We start from the raw sequence: 14,562 nt of genomic DNA, 5'->3' as shown, positions 1-14,562 counted from the left end.
ACAATAGTAGCGGGTAAAGTATAACCTATTCTATTGCGGTTAAAATAGTATAAAAGCATAATATTACAGAAAAGAGGAATGCACATGAAAGCAACGTTAGACAGAAGCGGCTGTATCTCCTGCGGGCTGTGCCCCGAAACCTGCCCGGAGGTGTTTCGCATGGCGGAGGACGGCATTGCCGAGGTGTATCAGGAGGATGTGCCGAAGGAGGCCGAGGAGCGCGCCGTAGAGGCGCAGGAAGGCTGCCCCGTTTCGGTTATTACCGTAGAGGAATAAAAAATACTGTATAAACAGCAGCCCCCGCAGCCAAACGGATAAACCGAAGGCTACGGGGGTGTTCGTTTATATAAGATGACAGAACCTTAGTGGGCAAACGTATTAAGGTTTAAACATACCCATAAAGCCCGCGTACCGAGGCCTCGCCGGAACGGATGGCACATAACTTTCCGTCGATGTTTACAAGCAGAGTTCCGTCTGCGGCAATATCTACCGCGGCACCGGTTTGTTCGGTGCCGTTTTGCAGCACCCGAACGTCGGCTCCCACCGTAACGCAGGCAGCGCGGTATTCGTCAAGCAGCGCGTCAAAACCGCCCTGCAGCAGGCGCTCATAATAGCCCTCCAGCGCGTTCAGTATTGCCGCGGCAGTTTCCGGCAGATCAAGACGTTTGCCGCTCTCCTGATAAACCGAGGTGGCGTGTTCAAGGCCTAGGCGGGTAAACTCCTCTTTGGTCTCCAGCAGGTTTACCCCCATACCGCATACGACATAGAGTTCATCGCCCGCGATCACACTCTCACACAAAATCCCGCACACCTTGCTGCGGGTTATTACAATATCATTTGGCCATTTAATTCCCGAGGAAACCCCAGAAAGCTGCTCCAACGCTTTTTTCACGGCTAAACCGCACACATGCGGCAGCACCGGAGTATGATAAACCGTGGGCGGTTTCAATAAAACTGAAAGCGCAAGTGATTTTGTCTCTCCGTATTGAGCGGTATCTTCCCATCTTCGTCCGGTACGCCCTCTGCCCGCAAGCTGGCGCAAAGCTGAAACTGCTGTGCCATGCGGCAGGCTGTGGCCGTGCTCTTTGAGGTAATCGTTGGTGGAAGAAAGCGACTCAAACCACAAAAAGGTTCTTCCAAGGCTTTTTGCTTGCAGGCTCTGCAATGTCGTTTCCTTTAAAAGCTTAAGCTCGTTCATCCCTGTGACCATTCCTTTCAAATCCAAGGAGCAATGCGGCATAACCGGAAATTATCCCACCACGGCTTTACAGTTCCACAATCAGCGGTACAATACCGCCTGCCGTGATGTCGATAATCCCGTAGCTTGGCCTTCCCGCCCGAGGCTGGGCGGCACTGCCGGGGTTTAACAGGTAGATGCCATCCTCGTACCCCGCGTAGGCAACATGGGTGTGGCCGTATACCGCTACCTCAGCACCGCTTTCCCTTGCCGCAGAAAGTATCCCCGCGGTACTCCCCTTTACACCGTACATATGCCCGTGTGTTAAAAAAATCTTCACATTGCCTGCCATCACAATACGTCTGGTCGGCTCCAGTGAAGCAAAGTCGCAGTTTCCGCAAACGGCAAGAAAGGTCTTGCGAATAAATTCGTCCCGTATATCCTCAAGCTCACGCTCTCCGTCTCCGGCAAACAGAAACAGGTCGGCATCCCGCTCGTGCTTCTCTACAATCTCGCGCAGCACGCGGTAGCTTCGATGTGTATCTGAAATCACTACGATTCTCATTTGTTAATCTTCCTTTCTGGGAATTGTACGGTTTCGGCAAAGCCAAAATTTCGGTTTTCAACCGAAAAGTACAAAACCTTCCCCGGCAAAAAGGTGTTTGAATTCATTCTATTTCCCTTTACTGTATCATAAAGATTAGTTAGAGTTCAAGTGTGAGGTGACGCAATTTGGCTCAGAATAAGGGCGAAATTTCCGAAGATAAGCTCAACCTGCTGATCAATATCGTATCAAAGAAGATGGGGATGTCCCCAAACATGCTGCGCAGCAAGCTGGAAGACGGCTCGTTTGACAATGTGGTGAAGAACCTAAGTGAAAACGATGCAAAGAAGCTTGAGAATCTGGTTAGCAACCCAAAGCTTGTGGATAATATCCTCACAAGCCCGGAAGCGCGCAACAACCTAAACCAGATTATTCAAAACACCAAGCAGACCGCAGGCCCAAACAATCAAAACGCTCAGGGGAAGCGCTGAGGGTAGCAAAAGAGCGCGAAGGGAGGTGGCGCCGTGGATGACGATCTCGCCCAGAAGATTAACGACCTTCTCAACAGCGAGGAAGGGCTCAACCGCATTAAGCAGATGGCCGAGATGTTTGGGCTGGGCGGTGATTCCGACGACGGCCCGGATCTTTCCGCGCTTGGTTCCCTGTTTTCACAGAGCAGGGACGGAGGCGGGGGTTCAAACACCCCCCCGCGAAACGATTACAGCCGCAGCCAGCAGAGCTATGGTGGCACCGACCCGCTGGGTGGCTTAGGCGATTTGTTCAATAACATTGACATCTCCAAGGTAATGCGGCTGATGAGCGCCTATTCCGGCAGCGGCAACGATGATAACACCCGGTTGCTGCTGGCGCTAAAACCCATGCTTTCAGACAGACGTCAGGGCCGTGTGGATGAGGCAATCCAGATGATGAAGCTTATCGCCATTCTGCCGCTGGTACAGGAGAGCGGCATTTTAGGCGACCTTTTCGGTAAGAAGTAAGCGGATTGGGCTTTAAGGGGGGATGGATTGTGTGGAGCAAGGCGGGGTACAACGAGTACGATTTTATGCGCATGAAGCAAGACGCCATCAACCAGGCCAAAGAGATGCAGCGCCGTGCCGCGCCCTCAACCGCTAATGTCAGCCCCTCAACGGATGGATGGCAGAATGTGCAGCAGGCACAGCCGCCCGCATCCCCTCCACCCAATACACCCGCACAGGAGCCGCAGCGCTGCCCGAACTGCGGAAGCCCAATAATCGACGGTAAGCATGTAAGCTCCCCCAATAATCAGCCCAAAGCAGGCAGGGGTAGGGGCAGACCGGCAGCAACACCCAGACAGAACCCTAACCGTATGCAGAATAAGCCGCAGAACGTCGGAAATACCACCCCTCAACGGCCGCCATCCGGCCGCCGAAATACCAACACCCGCCAAGCAAATCCTGCGGCACAGGCCAGGCAAGGCCCCCTCAATGAAGCTGCCAATGCCGAGACGATAGGTGCATCTTCAACTCATGAAGAATATACCGAAGCCTCCCAAAGCGAACAGAAGCCAGCAGCGCCATCCTTTGGCAAGATCAATATCCCGATACTGGGCGACATTGATATCGACCGCGATGTTCTGCTGATTGGCGGGCTACTGCTTGTACTGATTACCGATGATGGCGACCGTATGCTGATGCTGGCGCTGGTGTACATTATGATGGGTTAGCAAAACCACTGCCTGCCATGGTGGTGGTTTTTGCTTTTGTAGCTTAAGCGCAAAAGGCCACCGGCTTTTTCGGGTTCTCAACTTTCATTAACTTTACTTGATGGGGCGGCAGACCATTCTGTTTTATGCCAATTCTAAGCTTACACAAAATAAGGAATACACCCTTATATTAAGTTTCGCAATCTTCCGCAGACAAAATCGTTTTTTACCAAAAGCATAAGCAACCCTTAAAATGTAATATGCTCCCTTCATGATGAACAGTGTATGTTGTTTCACTGTTTCTCATAAAGGGAGCATATCATTAGGGTAGGTTTCAACATTTACCTAATTAAGAACTTAAAAACGAATCCGGCTGTGATAGCCAGTATAGCTACCCCTAATACCACCGCGGCGAAGATAATAAACCGCTTGTTACGGCGTTTGGGGCTGGTATCAATAAACTCTTCGCTGTTGAAATCAAAATAGTTGAAATCCTCGTTGGGAATGCGCGTACGGCGCTTCTTCTTGGGGGCAGGCTCCATGGTAATGGGGGGTGGGGTTTTGCTGTCGGCTTCAGTAATGCCGGCAGGCTGCTCGTAATGCCGAAGAGGGCGTACGTTTTGTTGAACAGCGGGTTCGTCAGCTGTATCCTCGGCGGTTGGAATCAGCAGTGGGTTACGTTTATGCACCCTGTCGCCGCGTTTTGGCGTAATAGGAAGCTCATTGGGTTTGTCCTCTTCAAAAACAGATGATTTGGCATCGTCTTTAGCTTTATCAAAAAGCATCGGCTCGGTGGGGGCCGCCTTTTCAGCAGGGGCAGTAAAATCAATAATCGTTTCGGTCTTTTCTACTGCAGAAGGCGTATGAATCTTCTTTATGATCGGTTGGCTCTCGGGAAGCTCTGCTTCAACGGTTGGCCGAACCTCAGGCTCTTTTTTCGGTATCGGCTGTTCAGCGGCAGGAATTCTGCGAACATGGCTCCGTGCGCGCATCACAGGCTCATCAGCCGCTTGTACAGGAGCGGCAACCACCGCTGATTGCACGGGATTTGCCACTGCGGCGGGCTCTGTATTGGCAGATATAACGTCTGAAGCCATAGGCCTAGCCTTAGCGGGTGCGGCAATCACAGCCGGAGCTGCCGGATGGAACGCAGCCTCAGCGGGGGAAAGTTTAGAAGCGGAGGGAGCCGTACTTGCCGCAGCCATAGCGGGTGCCGGTATCTTGGTGTACAGCACCTCTTTGGGAAGTGTGGCAAGCAGACGGTCAAGCGCATTTTTAAACTGCATAAAGCTTACATAGCGTTCTTCAATGTTATACGCGGTGGCCTTCGCAAGCACACGGGTAATCTCGGGGATATTCAAAGCGGGAAGCGGCAGCGATTTAGCCGAATCCCAGGTAGCTTTAATCTTCTTGAGCGGGGTGTTTGGCGCATCGTCGTAGGGTAGATGGTTATGGTTGAAGATCTTATACAGCATCATGCCAAGGCTGAAGATGTCGGTTTTAAACGAGTAATCACCGCCGGTATAGGCCTCCGGTGCTAAAAAGCGGTAGCCATAGCTTTTAAATTGCTTATCGGGCAGCAGTGAGGTGCTTAGGATGTCGTTGATATAAAAATCACCCAGCGCAAACCCTGTTTTCTGGTTATAAAAGATGTTGGATTCCTTAATGTTTCCGTGTACTACAAATTTTTTAAGCATGGTTTCAAGCCCCTCGCAGAGCTGTGAACCCATACGCAGGATAGCCCCCACAGGCACGTCTCCGCCCGCGAGAACGGTATATAACGGAGTGTCGTACTGCATCAGGATGCCAAGGGTATAGATACCCCTTGCACTGTCAAGGCTTAGGGTATAATCGTAGTATTTTAAAATACCGGTAGTCTGCGGCATTGCGGTAAGGGTTTTAAGCAGCTTATGCAGTTCTGTTCCGGTATTGCGCATGGCTTCGGTAAACTGAGGGCTTTTGGTAAAAACGGGTGCATATTCGCTAATGGTCGCCTCGTTCGGCAGCTCAATAATCTTAATAACAGCACGCTTTCCATCCTGATCAGCCAGCATGGTTTTAGAAAAGGCGCCGCTGCCAAGTTCAGAAATTATATCAAAGCCCCTGAATTGGTTGTTTTCCAAAGCTTTTCTCTCCTTTTCTCAGATTGTTGCAGATGATACCGATGTATGAACACCGCGCAGCAACACTGCGTCTTACAAGTAAAACCAAAATCGGGTTAGCGCTTGTGGCAAGGTTTTATAACACACTACTCTGCCTTAGAAGATACAAGCACAATATCGGTGGGGGAGCAGAGTACTGTATTTGCCTTTTCAGAAAAATAATCGGCCTGTTCGTTATCAAGTCCTACATCCTTGAGCAGGCCGCTCAGATAAAACAGGATCTCAAGTCGTGTCTTTGTTGCGGGGCACTGCATACAATAGTTCATATAGGTAACAGCGCCAGCCTGTATAGCCGCAGCTGCATCGGCATTGCCAACTAGCAGCTTGTCTTCGCAGATTAAGGCGAAAATCTTATATTCTGGCACATCACTGTATTGAAGGCTGTTTTTTCGGTAATCTTCGTAATAAAACCGCACCAATCGGTCTATGGTCTTGTTATCCCCCGCCTTAATTGCGGAAAGATAACCCTGAGCCTTCTTAGCGGCGTTTAGCTGTGAAACTGCAGATATGTAATAAGCCCCTGTATTTTCAGAGGGGTAACTGCGCTTTAACTTATCAAGCTGCTGCTTAGCCGCCTCGGTATCCTGCTCACCAAGCACTATCTGCCCCAAAACGGTTCTGGATTCTTTTAAAAACAGCGTGGCGTTATCGGCAGAAGCAGTATTTACCGGTGTTCCGTCGGGGCCTGCCGCTTCCGGCGCCATGCCAAAGATCAGCACCAGTACCGCGCCGGCAAGCGACAACACAAAAACACCCAGCGCTGTTGCGGCAGGCGGGGTGGAAAGTGAGAACTTGCCCTGTTTGCGTGATTTTACAGCCATGTAGCGCAAAAGGTAGATTGCAGAGGCTATCATGCAAATCAGCAGGCATAAGCAAACCAGAAAGCTGACGCTCTGCAGTAGGTTCATATTACTTAATCGCCCTTCCGAAAAGCATAATCTGTCGTACCTATGGGGTCTAAGCCTTTTCGACACGATTATTACCTAAAATTATAACACAGCAAACAAGCTATATCAACAAAATAATATAGGAAAAGATGGAGCGGTTAGGCCATATTTGTAAGCGGCTACTGTAAAAAATTTCTCAAGCCCTTAACTTTAACAAATTCTTATTTATTTTATTTTCTTGATACACTATAATAATTAAATAGCCCTGAACATATGAGAAGTAAGGAGGGTAGACATTTTAAGCATACAGGGCCGAAAAACAGGAGGTGGGAAGCAGTCAATATATACAGGGTACCTTAAAGCGCCAAGCACCATGCGGATTTGCCGTATGGTTAACGAGGAGAGAGGAGTATCGAATCTTCGGCGGATGCCTCTCCGTTTTCTGCCTGAAACGAAGCTAGCAGACAAACTGTCGGGAAACCGAAAAACAAAGCTGCGGCATAGGCAGACATTTTAATTGAATAGGAGAATAACATCATGTGTGGAATCGTCGGCTATGTTGGCGCCCGAAATGCCACAGAGGTGCTTATTGAAGGGCTTAGAATGCTGGAATACCGCGGGTATGATTCCGCCGGTATCTCGGTGTTTAATAACAATACGGTAAAAACGGTTAAATCACTGGGTAAGATTGACAGACTTGAGCAAAAGCTTGAAGAAATCGGTCCACTGCCCGCAACCTGCGGCATCGGCCATACACGCTGGGCAACACATGGCATGCCTTCAGACATCAACGCGCACCCCCATGCTACCGAGAAGGTATCGGTGGTGCATAACGGCATTATTGAAAACTACCTTGAAATACGCAAAGAGCTTATGGATAAGGGCATATCCTTTGTTTCGCAAACCGATACCGAGTCGCTGGCCCGCCTGATCGACAGCCTTTACGATGGCGACCCGGTTGCCGCCATTCGCGGAGCGTTGGCGCGGGTAAAAGGGGCATACGCGCTGGGTATGGTGTTTTACGACAAAAAAGACGTCATCTACGCCGTGCGCAAGGATAATCCGCTGATTGTGGCACAGAGTGAGGACGCAGGCGAATTCTTTATCGCCTCCGATATCCCCGCCGTTCTGGCCTACACCAAGCGCTACTATGTGCTGGAGGAGGGCGAGATTGCGGTGCTCGCCAAGGGCGGCGTTACCTTTATTGCCCCCGATGGCAGTCTGCTGCAAAAGCCCCTTTTAACGGCGGCTTTTACGTTGGAACAGGCGCAGAAGGGCGGTTATGAGCACTTCATGCTCAAGGAGATTTACGAGCAGCCCAAGGCGCTTCAAAATACCATCACACCTCGTGTTAAAAACGGCCTGCCAAACTTTTCCTCTGATAATGTGCCGGATGAGCTGTTAAAGAACGCGAAGGCAATTCATATCACCGCCTGCGGCACCGCGATGCATGCGGGGCTGGTGGGCAAGTCGGTTATGGAGCGGCTTGCGCGCGTTCCGGTAAATGTAGATATTGCCTCCGAGTTCCGCTACCGCGACCCGCTGGTGAACGAGGGTGACCTTGTAATTATCATCTCGCAGTCTGGCGAAACCGCCGATACACTGGCGGCCCTGCGCCTGGCCAAGAACAAGGGCGCAAAAACGCTCGCAATAGTAAACGTAGTGGGTTCTTCCATCGCGCGTGAGGCCGACTGCGTGGTTTATACCCATGCGGGTGTGGAAATTGCCGTGGCCAGCACCAAAGCCTACATGGTTCAGCTTTCGGTGCTGCACCTGCTTGCCGTCCGCCTCGGCCTGTTAAAGGGCATGATTGATGAAGCTGAGGGTAAGCGCTTAGTTTCCTTGCTCGGTGCAGTAGGTGAAACACTTGAGCAAATGCTATCCGATACCTCTCTGGTGCAGGCTGCGGCACAGCATATTGTGCAAGCACCCGATATCTTCTTTATCGGCCGTGGGCGTGATTACTACCTGTCGATGGAGGGCGCCCTTAAACTCAAAGAGATTTCCTACATCCATTGCGAGGCCTATGCCGCAGGTGAACTGAAACACGGCACCCTTTCGCTGATTACCGACGGTGTGCCGGTAATTGCCTTAGCCGTGGAGCCGAAGCTGTTTGAAAAGACCATAAGCAATATCAAAGAGGTAAAGGCACGCGGTGCATATGTGGTTGCGGTATTGAGCAAAGGAGTTATGCTCGACGATCAAACTGCCGATACCAGCATCCACCTGCCGGAGTGCGACGAGTTTACCCAACCGTTCTTAACGGCGGCGATACTGCAGCTGCTGGCCTACTATACGGCAAAGGGAAAGGGCTTGGATATTGATAAGCCCCGGAACCTCGCGAAGTCTGTTACGGTAGAATAATATTTATAATAGTAGAGCCCGGTCATATTTCAGTACTTAATATGACCGGGCATTTTATATCATTTTATAATAGTTGAAACAATATATATAGCTAGAATTATCAATAATGTAATTATAATTAATTTACCTAAAGGTAAGTGTTTGTTTATTTTATTATCATGTTTTATATCTTTAACCTCTTTAATTGAGCAAGCTGACGGATCAACATAGATAATAGGCTGGTTGTCTATTGTATGATATGAATCCGAATTGAGAGTATCAACATAGATAATAGGCTGATTGTCTATTGTATGATATGAATCCAAATTGAGAGTATCATCATTTATAGGGTTGACTATTATATCATCGCTAGTGATTGGATTTATTTCTATTACCTTATGTATACTACTGCCATTGTTCTCGTTGGTATCTTTTATTTGATAATTTGCTAATAGGGTTCTTGCTTTTTCTTTTGTCTGCTCATCAACACGGTGCGCATTTGTAATTATTTTTAAAGAATCATATTCAGCATGGTTTTTAAAAATTATAAATGCACTGGCTAATCTGATATCTGTTCCCGATTTCTTATATGTGCCTCCGTCTGGTCTTTTATGATAGTTTAAATCATTGATAATTTCTTCTCTTATTAAGTCAGGATTATTGTCAGATGAAAATCGCTGTAAAAGATTGAAGTATTCAACAAAAAACCACATTCCGCAACTATGCAATTCTCTTAAGATTTCGTTTTCTGTCATATTGTTACCTCACATTATTCAAGTAATTGAGGTAGTTAATATATAAATTAACTGCCTGCTTAAGTGTTGCTGTGCCATTGAATGTGTTACCATCTATTGGAATCTTGTGCGCTGCATGCCTATTGTTAACTTGATCCTCCATAGAGTATTCCAATTTACTCAAAAGTAGTTTGCACTTATCCTTATAATAATGCTCTTCTAAATCTCCTTCATATTTTTCAACACGCTTACAATTTGAGACTCGTGACTGAGCAGTGGAATATTTCATTCCTTTTATAGATGTGAGGTATTCATAGAAGGTTAAATCAGAATGTTCATTCATTTGAGCATTTGATTCATTGGTGATAAGTTTACGATTTAAGTCGGCTACCTGCTCTTTTAAAGCTTCGACATCCTCTATTAATTTCAATATTACCCTTTCATAATTCATAAAATAACCACCCTAATTATTATTATGCAAAATAATACCATACATTGTTGCAAAAGCAATATGTTGCAAGAAATATTTTTGCAAAACAATTGCTAAGTACGAATTAATTCTCAAAAACTTTTGACTTACTATAAGTTCCTTTTGATGGTTTTACGACTTTGAAACCAATATTCAATAATCTTATTTTTTTAAATAGCAGGCATAGAGCCCGTATATGGTTGTATCAACTAGTAATATGTATATTATCAATTTAATCAGTGTTCATCCTTAAACATCAAAAGCAGCTCGGTGCGGCTGTTGATATTCAGCTTGCGGTAAACTGAAGTGCAGTATGTATTGGCGGTGGGGTAGGCGATTGAAAGCATCACCGAAATCTGGCGCAGGGTGTAGCCCTGTAAAAGCAAACGGCAAACCTCTGTTTCGCGCTTGCTGAGCTGGTATTTCTTAAAGGCCTGTGCGCTGTCGTTATTAACCTCCATCCGGTTAATGTCTTTTGTCCATTCATCCCCTTCCTTGGTCTGCGAAAGAACGGGGGATAAAATCAGAAACAGTGTGATGATTCCAACCGAAACAAAGGAGGTGGCAATCGACATAGGGGAGGTGGAGGTGGAATTATTCAGAACGCGGCCCACCACAATACCCGAAATACCCCCGCAGATACCGATAAGAATAATCGAATGCCGCACATATAGTATGCTGTTGTATTTCTTTCCGATAACGCCCAGCAGGTAATACACATTTATCATGCCTATCGTGTTGCCTACGCCAAGCAGAAAGGCGAAAACAGTAACGAGCTCCGGCGTTTCCAGCGCAAACGCATTGCAGAAAAGCCCTACTGCAAGGCACGCAAAGGCAATATTCCAAAGAATGGCCATTATCTTTTTAACCAAGATAAAAATCGCAATAAAAAGCAGGCAGCCCGCTAAACCGCCGATACAATACCACAGCAGAAGCGGGTAGCAAGAGCTCTCCGCTGTTCGATTCAAAATGCCTTTGCCCGCACCTTTGCACAAAATAACAAACAGGCAGTTGAAAAACAAGGTCCAATAAGCGCGCGGTTTAATTTTCGGGGTGTCGGCTGTTTGTTCCAAATCAGCGGGAATACAGCCGCTTTTAAAGAACAGCGTCATGCTCAATGCAAGAAGAAGGGTTACAAACGAAACGATAATCCCCCCGCTGCCTTGCAGTACGCCGTTTTCCTGAAGCAGCGAGAGCAGGTTTACAAGCGCAAAGCTTCCTGCCACCGCAAAAAACTTCTCGGTATTATTTAAGACGAAAACAAACGGCATCAGAATACTGATATTTACAATACCAAAGAATATACCCAGCAGTGCGGAGGATGCCAGCTGAAGATAAGCGTTTTGTGTTACGCGGTAAACAATCATTCCCGCAACAATCAGCGCAGCACCAATGCGAGCCGTTTGAATATACCATTCCTTTTTAATGAACAGTACAAAAACAGCTGATGAAAGAAGGTTCAGCGAATGCAGCAGCTCCCTTACCCCTGTGCCGAACAGATTCTCTGAAAGCGGGGAAGCTGTCCACCATGTAGAAAACGCAACAATCCAAGCATAGTAGATAAGCCATATCAAAAAGTAGGGCAGATTCTGCCACCTTATCCCTTTAATATTGGCAACATTATCGCTGTTAAAAAAATTCGCAAGCAGACCATTCTTGGCTGGCTTGACCATTTGCGACACCTCGCGTCTGTATACACTTTTCATTATAAATAATGCCGTGTTTATGCTATTATAGCATTCACAGGTAAGTTTTACTACTGGTTCATACAAAAAGTAGAATTGTTCCTCGGATAGAATAAAACCCGCCTCATAGCAAGGCGGGTATCGCAAGTATTATATAAGCTGCAGTCGGCTCTTCGGGTGCCTTTATATAAGCCTGTGCACCGCAGCCCTCTGGTTCGGCGGTTTTTCAAAATTCCTTTTTTGGTTGTATTCTTCCAAGCCGGCCATAGCCGTTCACCTTTAGCGTTTAATAGTGATAAGTCTTTCTTGTATTGTCGGCTGATGAAGCCTATTTATCCGTGAAAAAGGTTTCGCCGCCTTAAGATGAAATGCGAGCAGAATCAGCTGTTTCAATTGTTTATTTGTAGCGGAAGCTGCTGAAATTGGCGGTGTTTACTTAATCCCCTTATGTAGTAACTAATGGCCATGATTTTTGCAAATTTTAAAATTTGAGCACAATATTTATAAAAAACAGTCGCCAATATCGCTACGACCGCCGATGGCTCGGGCGTATCCGAAACTATAACACTTTACGTTGCACCCGCAGCTACAGCCGTTACCTTCACCCCCGCAAACCTCACCCTTAAAGCGGATGGCAAAGCAGACATAATTGCTTATGCTGCAAACGCGAATCCGACTTCCTGCAAGATTAAGTGGGTATCCTCCAACCCCGCAATAACCTCTTTTGCAGCTAATGTAACAGAGATTAATAGTAAAAACACCTTAACAATTGCCAAGGATATCGGCAAGGCCACCTCCGTAACCATTACCGGCTATGCAACCGATGGTAGCGGCAAGGTTGGCACACTGGTTGTTAAGCTTGGCGAACAGGTTAATAAAATTACTATCAGCAATGCAAAGAGCACTAACCCGACAGTAGTAGGTGCTGAGGCGCCTTATATCGGCGCAAAGATCCTGCTCAAGGGTAAGACCATGCAGTTTACCTCCGCCGTTGAACCGAAGAATGCATCCAATAAGGCTATTACCTATTCTGTGACTGACGAAAGTGGTAAGACAGTCGAAGGTGTAAAGATTGATAAGAACGGCTTACTGACGGTAAGGACAGACGCTGCTATTAAAGACGGCTTTGTAAAGGTAACCGCTGCTTCCACCGATAATGACAAGCCTGTAACCAGCAATGAAATTTACGTTTTCATTGCTCCGGCAGCTACAAAGGTTAACGTTCCTTCCACCTTTACCGCTGAGGCAAACCACTTCTATACACTTTCAGCAGATGCAGAAGGTGCGGCAGAATTCTACGGCGCTATTGCTTGGAAGTCTTCCAACCCGGCTGTTGCATTCCTTAACAAGGCCACAACCAGTGCAAACGAACCTGTAATCCTTACTGTTGGTAAAATTGGCAATGTTAAGAGTGTAACCATTACCGCCACCGCAATGGATGGCAGCGGCAAATCTGCAACCATTGTTGTGAACTTTGGTGAATTTGTTAAAAAGGTTACCATTAATACACCCAAGGGTTATCCGGGTTACATCAACAACGGTAAAACCCTTCAGTTAAGCGCTACAACAGATTCAGACAATCCTAAAATCAAGCCTGCAACCCCCGGCGTTGTATGGGAAATTTCTGACAACGCTAAGGATCTGGGTGTATCGATTGACGAGAACGGCAAGATTACAGCGGATAAAACCGTAAAGAACGGCAAGTTCACTGTTACTGCTACAGCTAAAGACGGCAGCGGAGTAAAAGGTACAATAGAGCTTGAGGTAAGGTTGCTTGCTACCGGTGTTACGATTCAAAATAATGGTACTGATGTTACCGACCCCATAGTTGTTCCAAGCGGTGACACCAAAGGCGTTCAACTGACTGCAAAAGCAACCGGCCCGAGTGGACATGACTATTCTAATGTTGGTGTTACTTGGTCAATCAGCAAGGGCTCCCAGTATGCGAAAGTTGATAAGACTGGTTTAGTAAAATTACAAAACTCCCCAAAAGCTGGGTCGAAGTTTAGCGTAACTGCAACAGCTACTGATGGCTCTAGAGCGAGCAAGACTGTAGAGTTTACAGTTGGAAACAAAACGTAAGCTTAAAATCTACATTTTCTTCCCATAGGGTTTAAACCCAATAGCAGAAGGGCGGCATCTTGCGCAGATGCCGCCCTTCTGCATTTTGCAGCTTAAAGTGCCAACACCGGCGGTAAGACAAATCTGTCCGTCTCAAAGGCGCTGATAGAGTATAGAAAAAATAGAGCTCTGTTTTTCCCGGTCAGTGTTAAAATCCAAGACGGCAAAATTGTTGCCGGAAACTCAAATCAAAAATTCGGAATTCAGGCTGGTGATATATTATTAAGTATTAATGGCAACAGCTCTGATGAAATAATTACATGTATGAATAAAAATATCAGCCATGATGGAGATAACGTTGCCGCTGCACAGTATATTGCAGGAAATCATTTTGGATATGAGTACTATGAGTTTGTTGAAAAGCCCGAAAAATTCGAAATCTCTTTACTTAATGCAGACGGGGAGCAATACACGGTAACGGTAGATGGAGAATATCAGGATAAGCATAATACGGCGGCTTGGCAACTGCTCTGGTTGATAAGGAAATACCATATTTTACAGAGGAAACGAAACTTCCCGTGTTGTATAAAATCCTAGGAATGAATAAAAAAATCCTTCCAAAGAAAAACAGTTTTGTTGGTAACAAAACACAGACCGCTGACAAAGTCCAAGTCAGCGGTCTATTTTTATGCAAAAAAGGGAGAAAATATATGAAAAATATGGTATAATAGAAGGGAAGAAAACCGCATGAAATGAGGAAAAATCAATGCTTAATACAGGGACAAACCGACAAGAAAAAATGGAACTGGTAATCAT

14 protein-coding genes are annotated in these 14,562 nt (G+C 46.7%); 7 read left to right on the top strand and 7 right to left on the bottom strand.

What is annotated here, in order from left to right; translation table 11 throughout:
* The first annotated feature begins 84 nt into the window (after positions 1–84).
* Complete coding sequence (locus tag BLR50_RS02355) at positions 85–276, top strand: ferredoxin (RefSeq protein ID WP_092638135.1); 192 nt, start codon at positions 85–87, stop codon at positions 274–276.
* Between the two features lie 109 nt (positions 277–385).
* Here the strand turns inward: BLR50_RS02355 and BLR50_RS02350 are convergent, their stop codons facing one another.
* Complete coding sequence (locus tag BLR50_RS02350; RefSeq protein ID WP_162840292.1) at positions 386–1,210, bottom strand: biotin--[acetyl-CoA-carboxylase] ligase; 825 nt, start codon at positions 1,208–1,210, stop codon at positions 386–388.
* Between the two features lie 55 nt (positions 1,211–1,265).
* Entirely contained in the window at positions 1,266–1,742 is a 477-nt protein-coding gene (locus BLR50_RS02345; RefSeq protein ID WP_092638129.1) for a metallophosphoesterase, read from the bottom strand.
* A 167-nt stretch (positions 1,743–1,909) separates the two neighbouring features.
* Between BLR50_RS02345 and BLR50_RS02340 the strand changes: the two genes are divergently transcribed.
* The 3 genes from BLR50_RS02340 to BLR50_RS02330 are packed head-to-tail and all read left to right on the top strand — an operon-like array spanning position 1,910 to position 3,426.
* A complete protein-coding gene (locus tag BLR50_RS02340) occupies positions 1,910–2,212 on the top strand; it encodes a hypothetical protein (protein WP_092638126.1) in 303 nt (100 codons plus the stop codon).
* A gap of 33 nt (positions 2,213–2,245) precedes the next feature.
* Positions 2,246–2,719 (top strand): hypothetical protein, encoded by a 474-nt coding sequence (locus BLR50_RS02335; RefSeq protein WP_092638123.1) that lies wholly within the window; start codon positions 2,246–2,248, stop codon positions 2,717–2,719.
* A 5-nt stretch (positions 2,720–2,724) separates the two neighbouring features.
* Positions 2,725–3,426, top strand: coding sequence for a hypothetical protein (locus BLR50_RS02330; protein WP_143008022.1), 702 nt, complete (start codon positions 2,725–2,727; stop codon positions 3,424–3,426).
* Between the two features lie 320 nt (positions 3,427–3,746).
* Here the strand turns inward: BLR50_RS02330 and BLR50_RS02325 are convergent, their stop codons facing one another.
* Entirely contained in the window at positions 3,747–5,528 is a 1,782-nt protein-coding gene (locus tag BLR50_RS02325) for a protein kinase (RefSeq protein WP_092638118.1), read from the bottom strand.
* Between the two features lie 125 nt (positions 5,529–5,653).
* On the bottom strand, positions 5,654–6,475 hold the full coding sequence (locus BLR50_RS02320; protein WP_092638116.1) for a hypothetical protein: 822 nt from the start codon (positions 6,473–6,475) through the stop codon (positions 5,654–5,656).
* 516 nt (positions 6,476–6,991) lie between these two features.
* Between BLR50_RS02320 and glmS the strand changes: the two genes are divergently transcribed.
* A complete protein-coding gene (glmS, locus tag BLR50_RS02315) occupies positions 6,992–8,818 on the top strand; it encodes a glutamine--fructose-6-phosphate transaminase (isomerizing) (RefSeq protein ID WP_092638114.1) in 1,827 nt (608 codons plus the stop codon).
* A gap of 59 nt (positions 8,819–8,877) precedes the next feature.
* On the opposite strand, the gene BLR50_RS02310 is transcribed toward glmS, so the two are convergent.
* The 3 genes from BLR50_RS02310 to BLR50_RS02300 all read right to left on the bottom strand — a co-directional run bounded on the left by BLR50_RS02310 (position 8,878) and on the right by BLR50_RS02300 (position 11,673).
* Positions 8,878–9,552, bottom strand: a complete 675-nt coding sequence (locus tag BLR50_RS02310) for a hypothetical protein (protein WP_092638112.1) — start codon at positions 9,550–9,552, stop codon at positions 8,878–8,880.
* 4 nt (positions 9,553–9,556) lie between these two features.
* On the bottom strand, positions 9,557–9,982 hold the full coding sequence (locus BLR50_RS02305) for a hypothetical protein (RefSeq protein WP_143008021.1): 426 nt from the start codon (positions 9,980–9,982) through the stop codon (positions 9,557–9,559).
* 254 nt (positions 9,983–10,236) lie between these two features.
* A complete protein-coding gene (locus tag BLR50_RS02300) occupies positions 10,237–11,673 on the bottom strand; it encodes a helix-turn-helix transcriptional regulator (RefSeq protein ID WP_205408654.1) in 1,437 nt (478 codons plus the stop codon).
* A gap of 534 nt (positions 11,674–12,207) precedes the next feature.
* On the opposite strand from BLR50_RS02300, the gene BLR50_RS02295 reads away from it, so the two are divergent.
* Complete coding sequence (locus BLR50_RS02295) at positions 12,208–13,767, top strand: Ig-like domain-containing protein (RefSeq protein ID WP_341465403.1); 1,560 nt, start codon at positions 12,208–12,210, stop codon at positions 13,765–13,767.
* Between the two features lie 303 nt (positions 13,768–14,070).
* On the top strand, positions 14,071–14,343 hold the full coding sequence (locus tag BLR50_RS02290) for a hypothetical protein (RefSeq protein ID WP_092638106.1): 273 nt from the start codon (positions 14,071–14,073) through the stop codon (positions 14,341–14,343).
* Positions 14,344–14,562 lie beyond the last annotated feature (219 nt).

Source organism: Acetanaerobacterium elongatum (genome assembly GCF_900103835.1).
GTDB lineage: Bacteria > Bacillota > Clostridia > Oscillospirales > Ruminococcaceae > Acetanaerobacterium > Acetanaerobacterium elongatum.
The sequence above is the reverse complement of the archived record's forward strand: the minus strand, read 5'-3'. Positions and strand labels throughout refer to the sequence as shown.

What these genes read in the sequence shown, in the direction of transcription:
- glmS (WP_092638114.1), top strand. Translation starts at nt 6,992, where the DNA reads ATGTGTGGAATCGTCGGCTATGTTGGCGCCCGAAATGCCACAGAGGTG.
- BLR50_RS02290 (WP_092638106.1), top strand. Translation starts at nt 14,071, where the DNA reads ATGAATAAAAATATCAGCCATGATGGAGATAACGTTGCCGCTGCACAG.
- BLR50_RS02355 (WP_092638135.1), top strand. Translation starts at nt 85, where the DNA reads ATGAAAGCAACGTTAGACAGAAGCGGCTGTATCTCCTGCGGGCTGTGC.
- BLR50_RS02310 (WP_092638112.1), bottom strand. Translation starts at nt 9,552, where the DNA reads ATGACAGAAAACGAAATCTTAAGAGAATTGCATAGTTGCGGAATGTGG.
- BLR50_RS02350 (WP_162840292.1), bottom strand. Translation starts at nt 1,210, where the DNA reads ATGGTCACAGGGATGAACGAGCTTAAGCTTTTAAAGGAAACGACATTG.
- BLR50_RS02305 (WP_143008021.1), bottom strand. Translation starts at nt 9,982, where the DNA reads ATGAATTATGAAAGGGTAATATTGAAATTAATAGAGGATGTCGAAGCT.
- BLR50_RS02320 (WP_092638116.1), bottom strand. Translation starts at nt 6,475, where the DNA reads ATGAACCTACTGCAGAGCGTCAGCTTTCTGGTTTGCTTATGCCTGCTG.
- BLR50_RS02300 (WP_205408654.1), bottom strand. Translation starts at nt 11,673, where the DNA reads ATGGTCAAGCCAGCCAAGAATGGTCTGCTTGCGAATTTTTTTAACAGC.
- BLR50_RS02345 (WP_092638129.1), bottom strand. Translation starts at nt 1,742, where the DNA reads ATGAGAATCGTAGTGATTTCAGATACACATCGAAGCTACCGCGTGCTG.